The sequence below is a fragment of the Pseudomonas sessilinigenes genome, from assembly GCF_003850565.1.
GTDB lineage: Bacteria > Pseudomonadota > Gammaproteobacteria > Pseudomonadales > Pseudomonadaceae > Aquipseudomonas > Aquipseudomonas sessilinigenes.
This window is the reverse complement of the sequence record NZ_CP027706.1, coordinates 1,584,017-1,596,537: the sequence shown is the minus strand read 5'-3', so window position 1 is coordinate 1,596,537 and position 12,521 is coordinate 1,584,017. Positions and strand designations below refer to the sequence as shown.

General features: G+C 58.5%; 19 protein-coding genes and 1 tRNA gene. 17 read left to right on the top strand and 3 right to left on the bottom strand.

All coding sequences use genetic code 11. From position 1 onward, the window contains the following. Positions 1-11: 11 nt before the first annotated feature. The 17 genes from C4K39_RS07445 to C4K39_RS07365 all read left to right on the top strand — a co-directional run bounded on the left by C4K39_RS07445 (position 12) and on the right by C4K39_RS07365 (position 10,036). Positions 12-662: a S24 family peptidase gene (locus C4K39_RS07445; protein WP_103326987.1), complete on the top strand. Its 651-nt coding sequence runs from the start codon at positions 12-14 to the stop codon at positions 660-662. A gap of 137 nt (positions 663-799) precedes the next feature. Then, entirely contained in the window at positions 800-985 is a 186-nt protein-coding gene (locus tag C4K39_RS07440) for a hypothetical protein (RefSeq protein ID WP_068577853.1), read from the top strand. Further along, positions 982-1,578 carry a deoxynucleotide monophosphate kinase family protein gene (locus C4K39_RS07435; RefSeq protein WP_225926566.1) on the top strand — a complete coding sequence of 199 codons (597 nt, stop codon included), beginning with the start codon at positions 982-984 and terminating at the stop codon, positions 1,576-1,578. The genes C4K39_RS07440 and C4K39_RS07435 overlap by 4 nt, the downstream gene beginning before the upstream one ends. Before the next feature lie 10 nt (positions 1,579-1,588). Continuing rightward, on the top strand, positions 1,589-1,864 hold the full coding sequence (locus tag C4K39_RS07430) for a phage antirepressor KilAC domain-containing protein (protein WP_103326978.1): 276 nt from the start codon (positions 1,589-1,591) through the stop codon (positions 1,862-1,864). Then, positions 1,861-2,205 carry a hypothetical protein gene (locus C4K39_RS07425; RefSeq protein ID WP_124346003.1) on the top strand — a complete coding sequence of 115 codons (345 nt, stop codon included), beginning with the start codon at positions 1,861-1,863 and terminating at the stop codon, positions 2,203-2,205. The genes C4K39_RS07430 and C4K39_RS07425 overlap by 4 nt, the downstream gene beginning before the upstream one ends. Continuing rightward, complete coding sequence (locus C4K39_RS07420; protein ID WP_124346002.1) at positions 2,202-2,444, top strand: pyocin activator PrtN family protein; 243 nt, start codon at positions 2,202-2,204, stop codon at positions 2,442-2,444. The genes C4K39_RS07425 and C4K39_RS07420 overlap by 4 nt, the downstream gene beginning before the upstream one ends. A 50-nt stretch (positions 2,445-2,494) precedes the next feature. After that, positions 2,495-2,839: a YfdP family phage-associated protein gene (locus tag C4K39_RS07415; protein ID WP_124346001.1), complete on the top strand. Its 345-nt coding sequence runs from the start codon at positions 2,495-2,497 to the stop codon at positions 2,837-2,839. 33 nt (positions 2,840-2,872) lie between these two features. Next, complete coding sequence (locus tag C4K39_RS07410; protein ID WP_124346000.1) at positions 2,873-3,694, top strand: YfdQ family protein; 822 nt, start codon at positions 2,873-2,875, stop codon at positions 3,692-3,694. Between the two features lie 78 nt (positions 3,695-3,772). Next, positions 3,773-4,384, top strand: coding sequence for a hypothetical protein (locus C4K39_RS07405; RefSeq protein ID WP_124345999.1), 612 nt, complete (start codon positions 3,773-3,775; stop codon positions 4,382-4,384). Further along, complete coding sequence (locus C4K39_RS07400; protein ID WP_124345998.1) at positions 4,381-4,794, top strand: hypothetical protein; 414 nt, start codon at positions 4,381-4,383, stop codon at positions 4,792-4,794. The genes C4K39_RS07405 and C4K39_RS07400 overlap by 4 nt, the downstream gene beginning before the upstream one ends. Further along, positions 4,791-6,872 (top strand): DNA cytosine methyltransferase, encoded by a 2,082-nt coding sequence (locus C4K39_RS07395; protein ID WP_124345997.1) that lies wholly within the window; start codon positions 4,791-4,793, stop codon positions 6,870-6,872. The genes C4K39_RS07400 and C4K39_RS07395 overlap by 4 nt, the downstream gene beginning before the upstream one ends. After that, positions 6,869-7,147, top strand: a complete 279-nt coding sequence (locus C4K39_RS07390) for a hypothetical protein (protein WP_124345996.1) — start codon at positions 6,869-6,871, stop codon at positions 7,145-7,147. The genes C4K39_RS07395 and C4K39_RS07390 overlap by 4 nt, the downstream gene beginning before the upstream one ends. Positions 7,148-7,308: 161 nt before the next feature. Beyond that, entirely contained in the window at positions 7,309-7,947 is a 639-nt protein-coding gene (locus tag C4K39_RS31655; RefSeq protein ID WP_178083952.1) for a hypothetical protein, read from the top strand. Continuing rightward, complete coding sequence (locus C4K39_RS07380; protein WP_124345995.1) at positions 7,944-8,222, top strand: DUF4031 domain-containing protein; 279 nt, start codon at positions 7,944-7,946, stop codon at positions 8,220-8,222. Before C4K39_RS31655 ends, C4K39_RS07380 begins: the two co-directional genes overlap by 4 nt. A 61-nt stretch (positions 8,223-8,283) precedes the next feature. Continuing rightward, a complete protein-coding gene (locus C4K39_RS07375) occupies positions 8,284-8,595 on the top strand; it encodes a hypothetical protein (RefSeq protein ID WP_124345994.1) in 312 nt (103 codons plus the stop codon). Beyond that, positions 8,592-8,822: an excisionase family protein gene (xisR, locus tag C4K39_RS07370; RefSeq protein ID WP_124345993.1), complete on the top strand. Its 231-nt coding sequence runs from the start codon at positions 8,592-8,594 to the stop codon at positions 8,820-8,822. The genes C4K39_RS07375 and xisR overlap by 4 nt, the downstream gene beginning before the upstream one ends. Beyond that, positions 8,819-10,036: an Arm DNA-binding domain-containing protein gene (locus C4K39_RS07365; protein WP_124345992.1), complete on the top strand. Its 1,218-nt coding sequence runs from the start codon at positions 8,819-8,821 to the stop codon at positions 10,034-10,036. The genes xisR and C4K39_RS07365 overlap by 4 nt, the downstream gene beginning before the upstream one ends. Before the next feature lie 48 nt (positions 10,037-10,084). On the opposite strand, the gene C4K39_RS07360 is transcribed toward C4K39_RS07365, so the two are convergent. The 3 genes from C4K39_RS07360 to purC all read right to left on the bottom strand — a co-directional run bounded on the left by C4K39_RS07360 (position 10,085) and on the right by purC (position 12,499). After that, positions 10,085-10,981 carry an SDH family Clp fold serine proteinase gene (locus tag C4K39_RS07360; RefSeq protein WP_124345991.1) on the bottom strand — a complete coding sequence of 299 codons (897 nt, stop codon included), beginning with the start codon at positions 10,979-10,981 and terminating at the stop codon, positions 10,085-10,087. A 630-nt stretch (positions 10,982-11,611) separates the two neighbouring features. Next, a tRNA-Ser gene (locus C4K39_RS07355) sits at positions 11,612-11,701 on the bottom strand. A gap of 84 nt (positions 11,702-11,785) precedes the next feature. Continuing rightward, entirely contained in the window at positions 11,786-12,499 is a 714-nt protein-coding gene (purC, locus tag C4K39_RS07350; protein ID WP_124345990.1) for a phosphoribosylaminoimidazolesuccinocarboxamide synthase, read from the bottom strand. Between the last annotated feature and the right edge of the window lie 22 nt (positions 12,500-12,521).

The following is a 12,521-nucleotide window of genomic DNA, read 5'->3' as shown; positions in this document are numbered from 1 at the left end:
AAGATGCGTGCATGAATATCAGTCAGCTACGAATTGACACACTCAAGAAGCTAATCGGCGACCTCAAAACCAAAGAGTTCGCGGATCGTTACAACCTGGACGCCTCCTACATCTCCCAGCTCTTGAATGGCCATCGCCCTTTAGGCGATAAAGCTGCCAAGAACCTAGAAGATAAAATTGGCCTCCCTGGTGGAACCCTGTTGATGCCCGCGCTTTCGGCCCAGGAAGGCCTGGTGCCTGGCATTGAAGCTAGCCCCAACGCAGTAAACCCTTTCCGGCGGGTGCCTATTCAAGGACTAGCCCAAGTGAAACCAGATGGATTGTGGGATGAACTGACACCAAGCAGCGGCTGGATTAACGTTCCCACTCTGGACCCTACAGCGTATGCCTTACGCATCAAGGGGGACGCAATGGCCCCAGCGATTCGAAACGGATGGCTTGTTTGGTGCGAGCCGAGGCAGGAACTGGTGCCCGGGGAGTACGTTTTAGTGATTCGCAGTAACGGCGAATCAATGATCAAGGAACTCCTCTATGCAAACAGCGAGGAAGTCAGCCTAATGTCTGTTAACGACACATACGGCCGACTCACGCTGCAACGTTCTGAAATCGCAAAAATTCATTACGTCGGCGGCATCATGCCCCCAAGCAAGATTCAGAACTGACTGATTCCCCTGCACCAAAAAAACCGCCCTGTGCGGTTTTTTTTGCATTACGTAAAAATAATGTAGCCACAGCTATTGTTAATTTAGTTAGCCGTTGCTAACGTTTGTTCGTACACCTCTCACCAAGAGTACGAACCATGCAAACGACTACACAGCACAGCCCCACCCGCTGCCCGGTGTATCTCCACCCCGCAGCCTGCACCAGCCCTGCCGCTGTTGAGGCCATCCAGCGCCAAACCGGCCTGCTGGTGATCGCCACGACTCGCCGTATCGCCACCGCCAAGCCGGTAGACCTCGGCCCATTCGGGGGTGATGCAGCATGAAGCCAATTTTGATCGGCCTCGCCGGCCTCGCTCGCTCCGGCAAAGACACCGCCGCGCAACACCTGGTGAACAACCACAACTTCCAGCGCTATGCGTTCGCCGACCCTCTCCGCGACGGCCTGATGCACATCCTCAACCTGAGCCCGTGCGACTTCGAAGGCGATCGCAAAGAGCTGCCGCTGCCTGCGATTAACCGTTCCCCTCGTGAACTGATGCAACTGCTCGGGACGGAATGGGGCCGTAACCTGGTGCACCCGGACCTCTGGCTGATTCTGGCCGCACAGAACCTCGACCTACTGGCCCGCACCCACGATTCAGCCCAGGGATTTGTTGTCAGCGATCTGCGCTTCGAAAATGAGGCGGCATTCATCCGCGACCGTGGCGGCATCGTGGTCCACCTCAAACGCCCAGACGCCAAAAACGTCAACCCGCACTCCAGTGAAGCCGGCATCGCATATCAAAACGGCGATTGGATGCTCACAAACAACAGCACGGTAGCGGCTCTGAGCTGGGCAATCAGCTGCTGGTTAGCGGCTATCAAGGGCGGCGCCAAGCCTCAAGCAATGCATTGCGGCTCACTGACAATCGCCTGAGGAGCCAGCCATGAACCGCACCCTCGACGAAACAGCGGCACTGCTCGGACTCAAACCCCGCGCCTTCCGCGCCAAGCTCCGCGAACTGCACGTTCTGGCCGCCGATGGGACCCTGGCCAGCCACCACCGCGACCAGGGCAACCTGTATTCCGACCCGCGCTCGGTACAGATCGGCAAGTCGGGCCAGGTACGGCATTACGCCGTGGTGATGGTCACCGAAGCCGGCGTGTCGTACCTCGCCAAAAAACTGGGCATCACCATCGCGAACAAGGAAGCCGCAGCATGAAGACTAACCACCTCCACGCCTTCACCCGCACTACCGACACCCTGGCCTTGGTTCCGATCTTCCTGGGCAGCCTGGCGCAGGGGCAACGGGCTGCTGGCGAACCAGCCTTGACCATCACCGATCTGGCAGAAGTGGCCCACCGCGTTAACAGCGTCATCGCTCCCGGCCTAATGGCCTTTGTCACCCCGACAAACACCCCTGGCATGCCATGGGGCGCAGTGGTTGCCGATGCACACGGCCATGTTTGCGCCACCGCACGTAGCGCTGATGCCCAGGGGTTGGCCGATCTGATCCGCACCAAGCTGCGGCCCCTGGCGGGGTCCGGGGAGGCCAGCCCATGAGCGACACCTTCGACCGACTGCGAAAGGAATGGCCAACGGACCACCCGACACTTACCGCCGTGCGGGAGCGCTACTTCAAGCACCTATCCAGTGATCGCTACCTTCTTCGATCCATCAGCGCAGGCCGTATCGCATTGAAGGTAACTCGACTGGGCGGGACGAACAAAGGCACCCCTACCGTTTACCTGAAAGACCTGGCCGCCTACCTCGATGCCCAGAACAGCAAAGTGGCGGCATAGCAACGGTAGCCCCTGCCGACCAGGGGCAAGCAACCAGTGAGACACAGCACATGACCAAAGCACGACCCTTTATCGACACCTTCCGCGACATCGAGGCCGGCGGCCTGCTCGATGAACTGAGCGAGGCCCAATACCGCCTGATCGACGCAATTCGCCTTTCCGGCAAGGGCGGCAAGCTGGTCATCGAGTTGAACTACAAGCCGGACGGGCGCGGCCAGATGAACATCAAGGCCGATGTGAAGGTGAAGGAACCGACCCTATCCCGGGGCACTTCGCTGTTCTTCCTCACCCCGGAAGGCAACCTCGACCGTCGCGACCCTCGCCAGCAGGATCTGCCGCTGCGCTCCGTCCAAGAGGACGAAGGCACGGCCACCCTGCGCAACGTTTCGCAGTAACCACCTCTCACCACGAAGACTGGAGCACATCCAATGCAAGAAGCCATTCAACAGCTTGTCAGCCTCTCCCAGGCGCTGGGCAAACCCTTTGACCATCCAGGCCTGCATGCCCCGGTTGCCCTGGTACCCAACGGCGTTAAGCTTCAAGACTTGGAGGATCTGTTGCCCGCGCCGAGCCGCATTCGCCAGAAAGTCACCATGCTGGATGCAGACAGCTTTATCGAGTATGTGAACCGGTTCGCCACACCAGCCACGTCGGTGTTCTGCAACGGCCCCGAGGGTCGCACCTTCACCGCTGTACTGGACTACCACCAGCCAGCAACCCCGGCCTGGTCCGATCATACCGCCAGCTATTGCTGCCCCATCACCGTTGAATGGGGGCGCTGGAAAGCCGCCGACCGCAAGCGGATGGATCAAGCCGCATTTGCCGAGTTCATCGAGGACAACGTGAAGGACATCGTCCAGCACGACGACTTCCCAGCCGCCCCGAGCGCTGCCGACATGCTGGAGATCAGCCGCACTCTGGAAGCCAAGAAGAACATCAGCTTTCGACAAGGCACCCGCCTCGATAACGGCCAGGTTCAACTGACCTACAACGAGGAAATCGACGGCCGCGCTGGCGAATCGGGCCAGCTCAACATCCCTGAGCAGTTCTTTATCGGCATCAAGCCCTTTCTGGGCGGCGATGGCTTCCGCATCCCGGCCCGCTTCCGCTATCGCATCGTCGACGGACGCCTGGCCATGTGGTTCGAACTGATCCGCCCGGAAAAGGTGCTTGAGGAGGCCTATAACGCCGTGCGCGCCAAGATCAAGGCCGCGATCAACGAAGTACCGCTGTACGAAGCGACCCGCTAACCACCCTTGCAACACCCCGCCGCCGTCCTCTCACCACGTTACACATCCGGCGGCGGGCTCTATCGAGGATCACAGCACATGCAAGCCCAACACATGATCATGCTCGCAGGCGCCCTACTCGGCGGACTAGCCTTGGCCTACTTCATCCGCAGGGCCTTCTTGCGCGCCCTGGCACGCGCTACGGCCGACTATCGGGACCGCAACCACGCCTTGAGCAACGACCTGGCGCGAACTGCCGAGCGCTGCCAATCACTCGCGGCCCAGGCTACCGAACACCAGGCCCAGCAACAGCAGCTCAAGGCCCAGCCCTTCACCGTGGACGATCAACAAACCCTGATCCGCATGACCCAAGCGCTGGAGCTGGCCACGAAGACGTTCAAAGCACTCAAGGCCGAAGATGCCCACGCAAAAGCTGCCGCGCTCATTCCACAGGCCCGGGAACTGGCTTACCGAGTTTTCCACACCGCCACAGCGGGCGCCGCGCTGAATGCCGATTCGCTCGATACCCGGCTGATCGAATGGCTTAACACCCACGGCAGTTTCTGGGCCGAGCTGGAAACCAGCACCGTTACTTTCCCGCACAAGGCCGACACCGAGGGCTATCCGCATCTGCGGGACGCCTTGCGCGAGGCTTACGAGCGGCACCAGCAGCGCGAAGAAGACGAACTGACCATGGAGGATGCGGCGTGAATACTAAGGACAATGCTGCACCTGCCGAAGTGGAAAATGTCGAGGCGGAGGTACTCCGCAAAAACCTGGACACCCTCGCCTGGATACTCGCCGAAGGCGTCCTATTGCTTAAAGAGGACAACCCGAAAGAGGCCCAATGGTTCGCCGAGGCCGACGCAGTTCTTGAGGCAATTAACACCCAGGGCCTGACTGCTGGTCTGCCGCTTGAGTACGATTCAGCTGGCGCAGCGATTGATTTTGCCCTCAAGGACGAAGACGGCTTGATCTTCCTTCGCCTGTGGAATGAAGGCGAGTTTGATGTAATCCGCGCCGAGTGGGAGAACGTGCCCGATGAAGTATTTATCGGCGCAGACCCTCTGTTCCAGCCCTCTGCTGTACTCGCAAAAAACACACTGGAGGACGCGGCATGACCTCCCTGAAAACGCCTCCTTTCGACTTCAAGACCCAGTATTCCCTGAACCTCAACGCCCAGGACGATGAAATAGTGGTCGACTTCTTCTGCGGTGGCGGCGGCGCAGGCACCGGACTCGAAATGGGCCTGGGCCGCAAGGTCGACGTGGCGAAGAACCATAGCCGCGCAGCGATCAGCATGCACACCGCCAACCACCCGCACGCCCGGCACTACACCACCGACGTATTCGACGGCGACCCCGACGAAGAATGCCAGGGCCACCGTGTCGGCTGGTTCCACATGAGCCCCGATTGCACCCACCATAGCCAAGCCGCCGGCGGCCAACCGCGCAAGCGCGAGATCCGCAACCTGTCGTGGATCGGCCTAAAGTGGGCAGGCAAGAAGAAGCCTCGCGTCATCAGCCTTGAGAACGTGAAACAGATCCTGCAATGGGGCCCCTTGATCGCCAAGCGCGACAAGTCCACCGGACGGGTAATGAAACTCGATGGCACCGTGGCCGCCATGGGCGAGCGCGTGCCGGTGAATCAACAGTTCCTGGTGCCAGACCCGAAGCGGCGCGGTGTTACCTGGCGCCGGTTTGTGCAACTCCTGGTAGGCATGGGCTACCAGGTGGAATGGCGCATTGTGAAAGCCTGCGACTATGGCGCACCTACCACCCGTGAGCGCCTATTCATGCTCGCCCGCTGTGACGGCCAGCCCATTGTTTGGCCGGAACCGACCCACGCCAAGAAGCCCGCAAAGGGCCAGCAGAAGCATCGCACCGCCGCCGACTGCATCGACTGGACTGTGCCGAGCAAAAGCATTTTCGGCCGCAAGAAACCCTTGGCCGAGGCCACGCTGCGCCGGGTAGCAAAAGGAATGAAAAAGTTCGTTCTGGACAATCCGAGCCCATTTATCGTGCCGATAGCCAACTGGTCGGGGGAAAGCGTGCAGCCCCTGGACGAACCCTTGCGCACCGTCACGTCCTGGCCACGCGGGGGCACTTTCGCCATGGCAAGCCCAACCCTGGTACAGACGGGGTACGGAGAACGCGAGGGGCAGCAGCCACGCGCCCCAGGCATCGATCAGCCCCTGGGCACCGTCGTCGCCGGCGGCGTGAAGCATGCGCTGGCCAGCGCCGTGGTTCTGCCGGCAACCCACCAGGGCAGCGATCGTACCAACGACCCAGCCGAACCAATGCCGACCGTGACCGCTGCCAACCGAGGCGAACTGATGTTGGCCAGTCCGGTGATGGTGACCGCCGCGCACGGCGAAGGGAAGCCGGGCGGCGTACAGCGCTGGGGGAACGGCAGCAAATCAGCCAGCGAACCGCTGGGAACTGTCACCGCCAGCGGCGGCCATTCGATTGCTACGGCGCACCTGGTCAAGTTCCGCTTCAACAGCGAAGGCGCAGCCATCACCGAACCGCTACCCACCATCACCAGCGGCGGCAACTACAAGCGCCCGGCAGGGGCAGCTCATGCCCTGGGCACCTGCACGGCGTTCATTGAACAGGCCAATGGCGGCTTCAACGCCACCCACGCCAAAGGAATCACCGAGCCCATGACCACTGTGACCAGCAGCGGCAGCCAGCAGCGCTTGGTCACCGCGAACCTGGCTACCCTGCGCCGCAACTGCACCGGGGTCGCCATTGAAGACCCAGTGCCAACCATGACCGCCGGCGCCGAGCATCACGCCCTGGTCGAGTACAAGCTGTCTCCAGACCAGGAAGCCGGCGCCCTTCGCGTCGCGGCCTTTCTGATCCGCTACTACGGCACTCACAACATGAGCCCCTGCGACGAACCGCTCTCGACGATCACCACCAAGGACCGCCTGGCCTTGGTCACTGTGTACGTGAAAGGCACGCCCTATGTGATCGTCGATATCTGCCTGCGCATGCTCCAGCCGCACGAGCTGTACCGCGCCCAAGGCTTCCCGGCCAGCTACATCATCGACAAGGGCGCCGACGGCAAGCCATTCACCAAGACCGAACAGGTCCACATGTGCGGCAACAGTGTCAGCCCACCGCCGATGGCCGCACTGGCCCGGGCCAATGACCCATGGCGCAACGTCGAGCAGATCAAGGAGGCCGCATGAGCCGGAAACCCATGTGCGAATGCAACCAGGGCCGCCTGCCCTGTAGCTGTACCGGTATCAATTGCGCCCGCTGTGGCCAGCGCAACGTACCAATTACCCACTTCAAGGATAACGGTGTATGCGCCAGCGCGGAGCCGAGTGCCGCTACTTGTCTCGACGACCGGACCGCTCCAGGAGGCGAGCCTACCGAATGCGTGCACGAATTCATCCCGTTTACCAAAGGCTGCAGCAAGTGCGGCGAGCCCTACCGCGCCGAGGGCACGAGCCATGAGTAACGGCGCGCTATCGCATTTCCGGTATGTCTGCCGCACCTGCAAGAAAGAAACTCTGCAGCCAATCGACAAAGACAAGCCGAAACAAACTCCAATCCCAACCTGCTGCGCAGGTGGACGCAAAAATATGGCCTTTCAGGGGTGTATCTATGGGCGCTCACACAATGAGTAACGAACCTATTCCCTGTCCGACCTGCGGACAGTTCTGCGGCGATCAGTTCGACCAGACCTGCGATGAACTGCGCACCAGGATCAGCACTGGCCCGCTCCTCAACGTCCCACGCGAAATGCTCCAACAGTGGATGGACGACATCGGCGAAAGCCGGCACGTCACCCGGTACGCAGCACGCAAGCGCGAGGAGCTGCGCGCCCTTCTCGCCCAGCCTGCCGAACCAGTTGTAAGCCCCGGCGACGAAAATTTTTCACACCTCAGCACAATAGAACTGAGGGGGTATCACAAGGGTTGGGCAGCGGCTTCGGCAATCCAGCTCGCAGAGATCACGCGGCTGAAAGGGCTGCAGCCAGACCTTCCCCCTCGCCCGCCCGAGGGAGAAGGTCTGCCACGTTACGGTTTGCGCTGGAATGGCCCCCAGCAGCCACTCGCGACACCAATGGACGACGGCTACTGGACTCCGTGGCACCTGGCCAACGAGCTGCACAAGGACGCCGAGCGCTACCAGTGGCTGATCAGGAGAATTTCGAAATCCCAGTATTACCTCCTGGGCGCACAACTGACCAGCAATACCGTTGAAGGCGTAGACGCAGCTATTGACGCGGCCATGGCCCAGGAGGTGCAGCCATGACCGTCTACGTCGACGACATGAACGCAACGTTCGGCCGCATGAAGATGTGCCACATGTTCGCGGACAGCACCGAGGAACTGCTGCGGATGGCCGACAAGATCGGCGTACAGCGTAAGTGGATACAGAAAGCCGGCACCACCCGCGAACACTTCGATATCTGCCTCAGCAAGCGCGCTAGAGCAGTAGGCATGGGCGCGGTGGAAATCAGCTACCCAGGTGACGTTGCCGAGCTGATGCGGAAGCGCAAGGCAGCAGTGCCGGGGGTGCAGCCATGATCCTGCTCACCTTCCCCGCCCTGCTCTACCTCGCCTGGCATATCCATACAGGGCCAAAACAATGAACCAAGCCATCGCTTACGCGAAAGCCAGTCTGCACCGGGCGATCAACCAGGGCGACAAGGTAATGAGCATATCGACTCTTGACCTCAAGGACGTCCTGGCCGAGCTGGAGAAGCTGCAAACCCATCAAGACCCCGCACGCCCTAGCGCGCCACTGGTGGGCTGGGCCGACCCGGAGAAGATCGAACAGATGCGTCAAGGTCACCGCCGATATCTCACTGTCAGCCGCAAGCGCGCCGAGACATTCACCCAACAAGTCTGCGCCACGAAAGCGCAGCCAGCCTACAACCAGACCGAGGAGGCAGCATGAGCGCGGCAGAAAAGATCGAAATTGAGATCGAACATAACTTCGTCATGCCCGGCGCATGGTTCAGGGAGCAACTACTGCCAACTGTTTTCGGAATCAGCACCGAGGCCGCCCGAAAATACCGATCCAGGGGTAAATGGCTGGAAGGCAAGCACTATCGAACCGACCCCGCAAACGTTCTGGTTTACAACAAAGAAGCCATCGAGAAGTGGATGGCCGGCCAACCATGAAGGGGAAAATGCCAACAGGCGTCGAAATGAACGGCAAGCAACTACGCATTGTGTTCATGCTCCACGGGCAGCGGTGCCGAGAACCGCTGCCCGGCATAGCTGCCATCAACAAAGCATCGATTGCTTATGCCGACAACAAGCGCCGGACGATCCTTACAGAGATCAAAGAGGGGCGGTTTGATTACGCCGCCCACTTCCCTGACTCACCGAGGGCGACCATGTTTTCAGGGGCCGGCGGCCACTCGACAAAACGAACCGTGCAAGAAGGCATAGATAGGTGGCTAGAGGTACAGCGCGCACTTCGTGCCTCCAGCACAGTGGCGAACTACGCCAGTAAATCGAAACACGTCGGCGCCAAATTCGGCAAACAGCGCATTGTCGACATCAGCAAAAGCGATATCGAACTGTTCCAGGCGCAACTGCTCAAGCAGAACCTATCACCGAAGACCGTAAATGATATTTTCACCGTAGTCCGTGGTGTCTGGGCCGACGCATTTGGCGACGGAATACTAAAAACGAATCCCCTGGAGCGGATCAGCAATGTCGGCAGCGATTCCGACTCCGAACATGCTGACCCTTTCAGCCGGGAGGAAATCGAGCTAATTGCGACGGGGGACCCAGAGCGCCTGGAAGACGCCCGCATGCTCGCCTTCAACTGCTGGACCGGTCTGTCAATGTCCGAAATCATCGCCCTGGCCCTGGAGGACGTGGATCTCGTCGCCGGCACCGTTCATGTGCGCCGCGCGTTAGTCGTGGGAGAATTCAAAGTCCCCAAGGAACGATCACGGATACGAATCGTCGAGCTGATAGATCCAGCCCTCGACCTGATGCGCGAGATTGTTGCCGCAGCACGGACAGCACCGGCAGTAGAGATCAAAGTGATGCAGCGCGACAACATCACAGCGAAGAAACAGAAAGTACGGTTTCTTTTCCGCAACTCAAGAAGCGCCTTGCTTTGGAACGGAAAAACCCTTAGCAAATGGTTTACCGCCCATCTGAAAAAGATCGGAGTCCGGCACCGCGGCGCCAACCAATGCCGCCACACGTTCGCAAGCCAGATGCTATCTAGCTATGTGCCTGTTGAATGGGTGGCCCGCCAGCTAGGCCACTCGGATACCACAATGGTGCGGAAGCACTATGGCAGATGGATTCCCAGGGACACTAAGAGCATGGCGGGTAACGTATCGAAGATGCTGGGCTTTAGAACAGAGTGATCCCCCCCCCTGTGGCATCCCACCACAGGGGAAGATTCAGACAGAATGTCACTGAACATTCATCACTATTACACTACCCACATGATTCTCAATTATTTTTCCAGCAGGTGTATTTGCAAAGGTGTGCATGTAGGAGTGATGCACCGTGAGCACAAGGTCTTGCAGCTCTGCGTCATCCTCAAGCCGAACAACCTTCAAACCAAGGCCGACCGCATCCTCGATATGAAGATGCCTTGAATGCGTTTTCGTGCCTGAATGATCATTCAACGCAAGCAAGATGTTTCGAGCCTTTGTAACCGCATCTTCTTCACCGCTGAACATGCCAGTCACCAGCCAGCCGTTAACCACCATATCAGCCAGCTCGATAGCCTTCTGGCACTCGCCCAAAAAAGTAGGGTGGTATTTGCTAATGATTGTTTGCCAGATTGGCGTTGATTGAGGGTCAGCTTTCACTCTCTCGATCGCCATTTCAAACTCCTCAAGCACACCATGCGCCGGAAGCCCGCCGAGCTGCGGATCGAACGGGCCGATATTAGATTGCTTTCCCATCACAATCTCTTTACAGGCGCACGAAATCATCGTGCCGGCAGACATGGCGATTTGAGGAACGATTGCTCGTATGTCGAAACCAAACATCTGCCGAAGGTAATGCACGATCGACTCAGCCGCCGCTAAATCGCCTCCAGGCGTATGCAAAATCAAATCTAGGCCAAGACTCCTATCAAGCCCATGCACGGCATTCATGAGCCCATTTTTATCGTCGTCATTGATCTGCCCAATGGAAAACCCTGGTTTCTGCAGGAAGCCGGAGTAGTAGGCAATCACATTCCTGCCGGTTTTTTCTTGAAGCAGCGCCAGATATTTCCGACGCACCTCATCTATTCCATTTCCGCTGGTGTTCTGCTTGAAGATGATTTCTTGTAAAACCTGAGTCCAATTCGGCATGTCTTCATCCATAAAAAAGCCCGGGAGTCCGGGCTTTTTGAGTCATCGGGCTAATTCCTATTTTCGAGAGGATAGCTTTCCTTCGCTTCCCGTCGAGGTGCTAGCCGAGTAAGTAACATTCACATCAGTCAGAATCGAGCACTTCTTGAATTGTCGAGGATAGGCCACAGCACCAAGGGTGTTTGCACCAGGCTTGGTGTCTAAGCCCAAGAGGGCGAAACCAGCTTCGAAATCAGTGCGATTGGTATGCATGTTCTGCTCCGATAAAGATCTCGTATCCCTACGAGCCCTATAAATTTGGTTCGCGATACTAGCAAAGCGATATTTGCAATGAAAGCACGCGTTACGTTGTCCGTTCGTAAATCCGACGACCGTAAATGGCGTTCGTTCCTTTATTCAACGTTTCAATTCCTGAATCGTGATTCGCATTCGACTGTAGCTGATGAAATATCCTCCCGCCATCGCCGACGATCACCTACGCGCGTAAGCTTTTTCGTACACGAAGAATATTCGAGAACGCAGCCGAGACTCTCAGAGCAAAATGCCCTAAAAATGCCCTAAACGGAATGCAAGAAACGAAAAAGCCCCTGTAATCTTTAACGATTACAGGGGCTTAGTCTTGTTCAATAATGGCGGAGAGATAGGGATTCGAACCCTAGGTACCCGCGAAGGTACAACGGATTTCGAATCCGTCCCATTCGGCCACTCTGGCATCTCTCCAACGGCGCGCATCATAACAGCACCTTTGCCGGAAGCGAAGCCCCTTGAGCAAAAATTTTCCGTGCTATCAGATGCTTGCGTCGATTACAGCGGTACGCCGAGGCGCTGGGCCACTTCTTCGTAGGCTTCGATCACGTCACCGAGGCCCTGGCGGAAGCGGTCCTTGTCCATCTTCTTCTTGGTGTCCTTGTCCCACAGGCGGCAACCGTCCGGGCTGAACTCGTCACCCAGGACGATGGAGCCGTCGCTGAACACGCCGAACTCCAGCTTGAAGTCCACCAGCAGCAGGCCGGCGTCGTCGAACAGCTTGCTCAGGACTTCGTTGACCTTGAGCGACAACTCTTTCATGCGGGCCAGTTGCTCGGCGGTGCCCCAGCCGAATGCCACTACGTGGGATTCGTTGATGAACGGGTCGCCCTTGGCGTCGTCCTTGAGGAACAGCTCGAAGGTGTAGGGGTTGAGCTTCATGCCCTCTTCAACGCCCAGACGCTTGACCAGGCTGCCGGCGGCGTAGTTACGCACAACGCACTCGACCGGGATCATGTCGAGTTTTTTCACCAGCACTTCGTTGTCGGCCAGCAGCTTGTCGAATTGGGTCGGCACGCCCGCGGCTTCGAGCTTCTGCATGATGAAGGCGTTGAACTTGTTGTTCACCATCCCCTTGCGATCCAACTGCTCGATGCGCTTGCCATCGAACGCCGAAGTGTCGTTGCGAAACAGCAGGATCAGGCGGTCGGCGTCATCGGTCTTGTAAACCGATTTGGCTTTGCCACGGTAGAGTTCTTCACGTTTTTCCATGATGGGCTCCGCTTGCTAAGTA

What these genes read in the sequence shown, in the direction of transcription:
- xisR (WP_124345993.1), top strand. Translation starts at nt 8,592, where the DNA reads ATGAGCGCGGCAGAAAAGATCGAAATTGAGATCGAACATAACTTCGTC.
- C4K39_RS07405 (WP_124345999.1), top strand. Translation starts at nt 3,773, where the DNA reads ATGCAAGCCCAACACATGATCATGCTCGCAGGCGCCCTACTCGGCGGA.
- C4K39_RS07430 (WP_103326978.1), top strand. Translation starts at nt 1,589, where the DNA reads ATGAACCGCACCCTCGACGAAACAGCGGCACTGCTCGGACTCAAACCC.
- C4K39_RS07445 (WP_103326987.1), top strand. Translation starts at nt 12, where the DNA reads ATGAATATCAGTCAGCTACGAATTGACACACTCAAGAAGCTAATCGGC.
- C4K39_RS07365 (WP_124345992.1), top strand. Translation starts at nt 8,819, where the DNA reads ATGAAGGGGAAAATGCCAACAGGCGTCGAAATGAACGGCAAGCAACTA.
- C4K39_RS07380 (WP_124345995.1), top strand. Translation starts at nt 7,944, where the DNA reads ATGACCGTCTACGTCGACGACATGAACGCAACGTTCGGCCGCATGAAG.
- C4K39_RS07420 (WP_124346002.1), top strand. Translation starts at nt 2,202, where the DNA reads ATGAGCGACACCTTCGACCGACTGCGAAAGGAATGGCCAACGGACCAC.
- C4K39_RS31655 (WP_178083952.1), top strand. Translation starts at nt 7,309, where the DNA reads ATGAGTAACGAACCTATTCCCTGTCCGACCTGCGGACAGTTCTGCGGC.
- C4K39_RS07390 (WP_124345996.1), top strand. Translation starts at nt 6,869, where the DNA reads ATGAGCCGGAAACCCATGTGCGAATGCAACCAGGGCCGCCTGCCCTGT.
- C4K39_RS07425 (WP_124346003.1), top strand. Translation starts at nt 1,861, where the DNA reads ATGAAGACTAACCACCTCCACGCCTTCACCCGCACTACCGACACCCTG.
- C4K39_RS07440 (WP_068577853.1), top strand. Translation starts at nt 800, where the DNA reads ATGCAAACGACTACACAGCACAGCCCCACCCGCTGCCCGGTGTATCTC.
- C4K39_RS07415 (WP_124346001.1), top strand. Translation starts at nt 2,495, where the DNA reads ATGACCAAAGCACGACCCTTTATCGACACCTTCCGCGACATCGAGGCC.
- purC (WP_124345990.1), bottom strand. Translation starts at nt 12,499, where the DNA reads ATGGAAAAACGTGAAGAACTCTACCGTGGCAAAGCCAAATCGGTTTAC.
- C4K39_RS07395 (WP_124345997.1), top strand. Translation starts at nt 4,791, where the DNA reads ATGACCTCCCTGAAAACGCCTCCTTTCGACTTCAAGACCCAGTATTCC.
- C4K39_RS07375 (WP_124345994.1), top strand. Translation starts at nt 8,284, where the DNA reads ATGAACCAAGCCATCGCTTACGCGAAAGCCAGTCTGCACCGGGCGATC.
- C4K39_RS07410 (WP_124346000.1), top strand. Translation starts at nt 2,873, where the DNA reads ATGCAAGAAGCCATTCAACAGCTTGTCAGCCTCTCCCAGGCGCTGGGC.
- C4K39_RS07360 (WP_124345991.1), bottom strand. Translation starts at nt 10,981, where the DNA reads ATGCCGAATTGGACTCAGGTTTTACAAGAAATCATCTTCAAGCAGAAC.
- C4K39_RS07435 (WP_225926566.1), top strand. Translation starts at nt 982, where the DNA reads ATGAAGCCAATTTTGATCGGCCTCGCCGGCCTCGCTCGCTCCGGCAAA.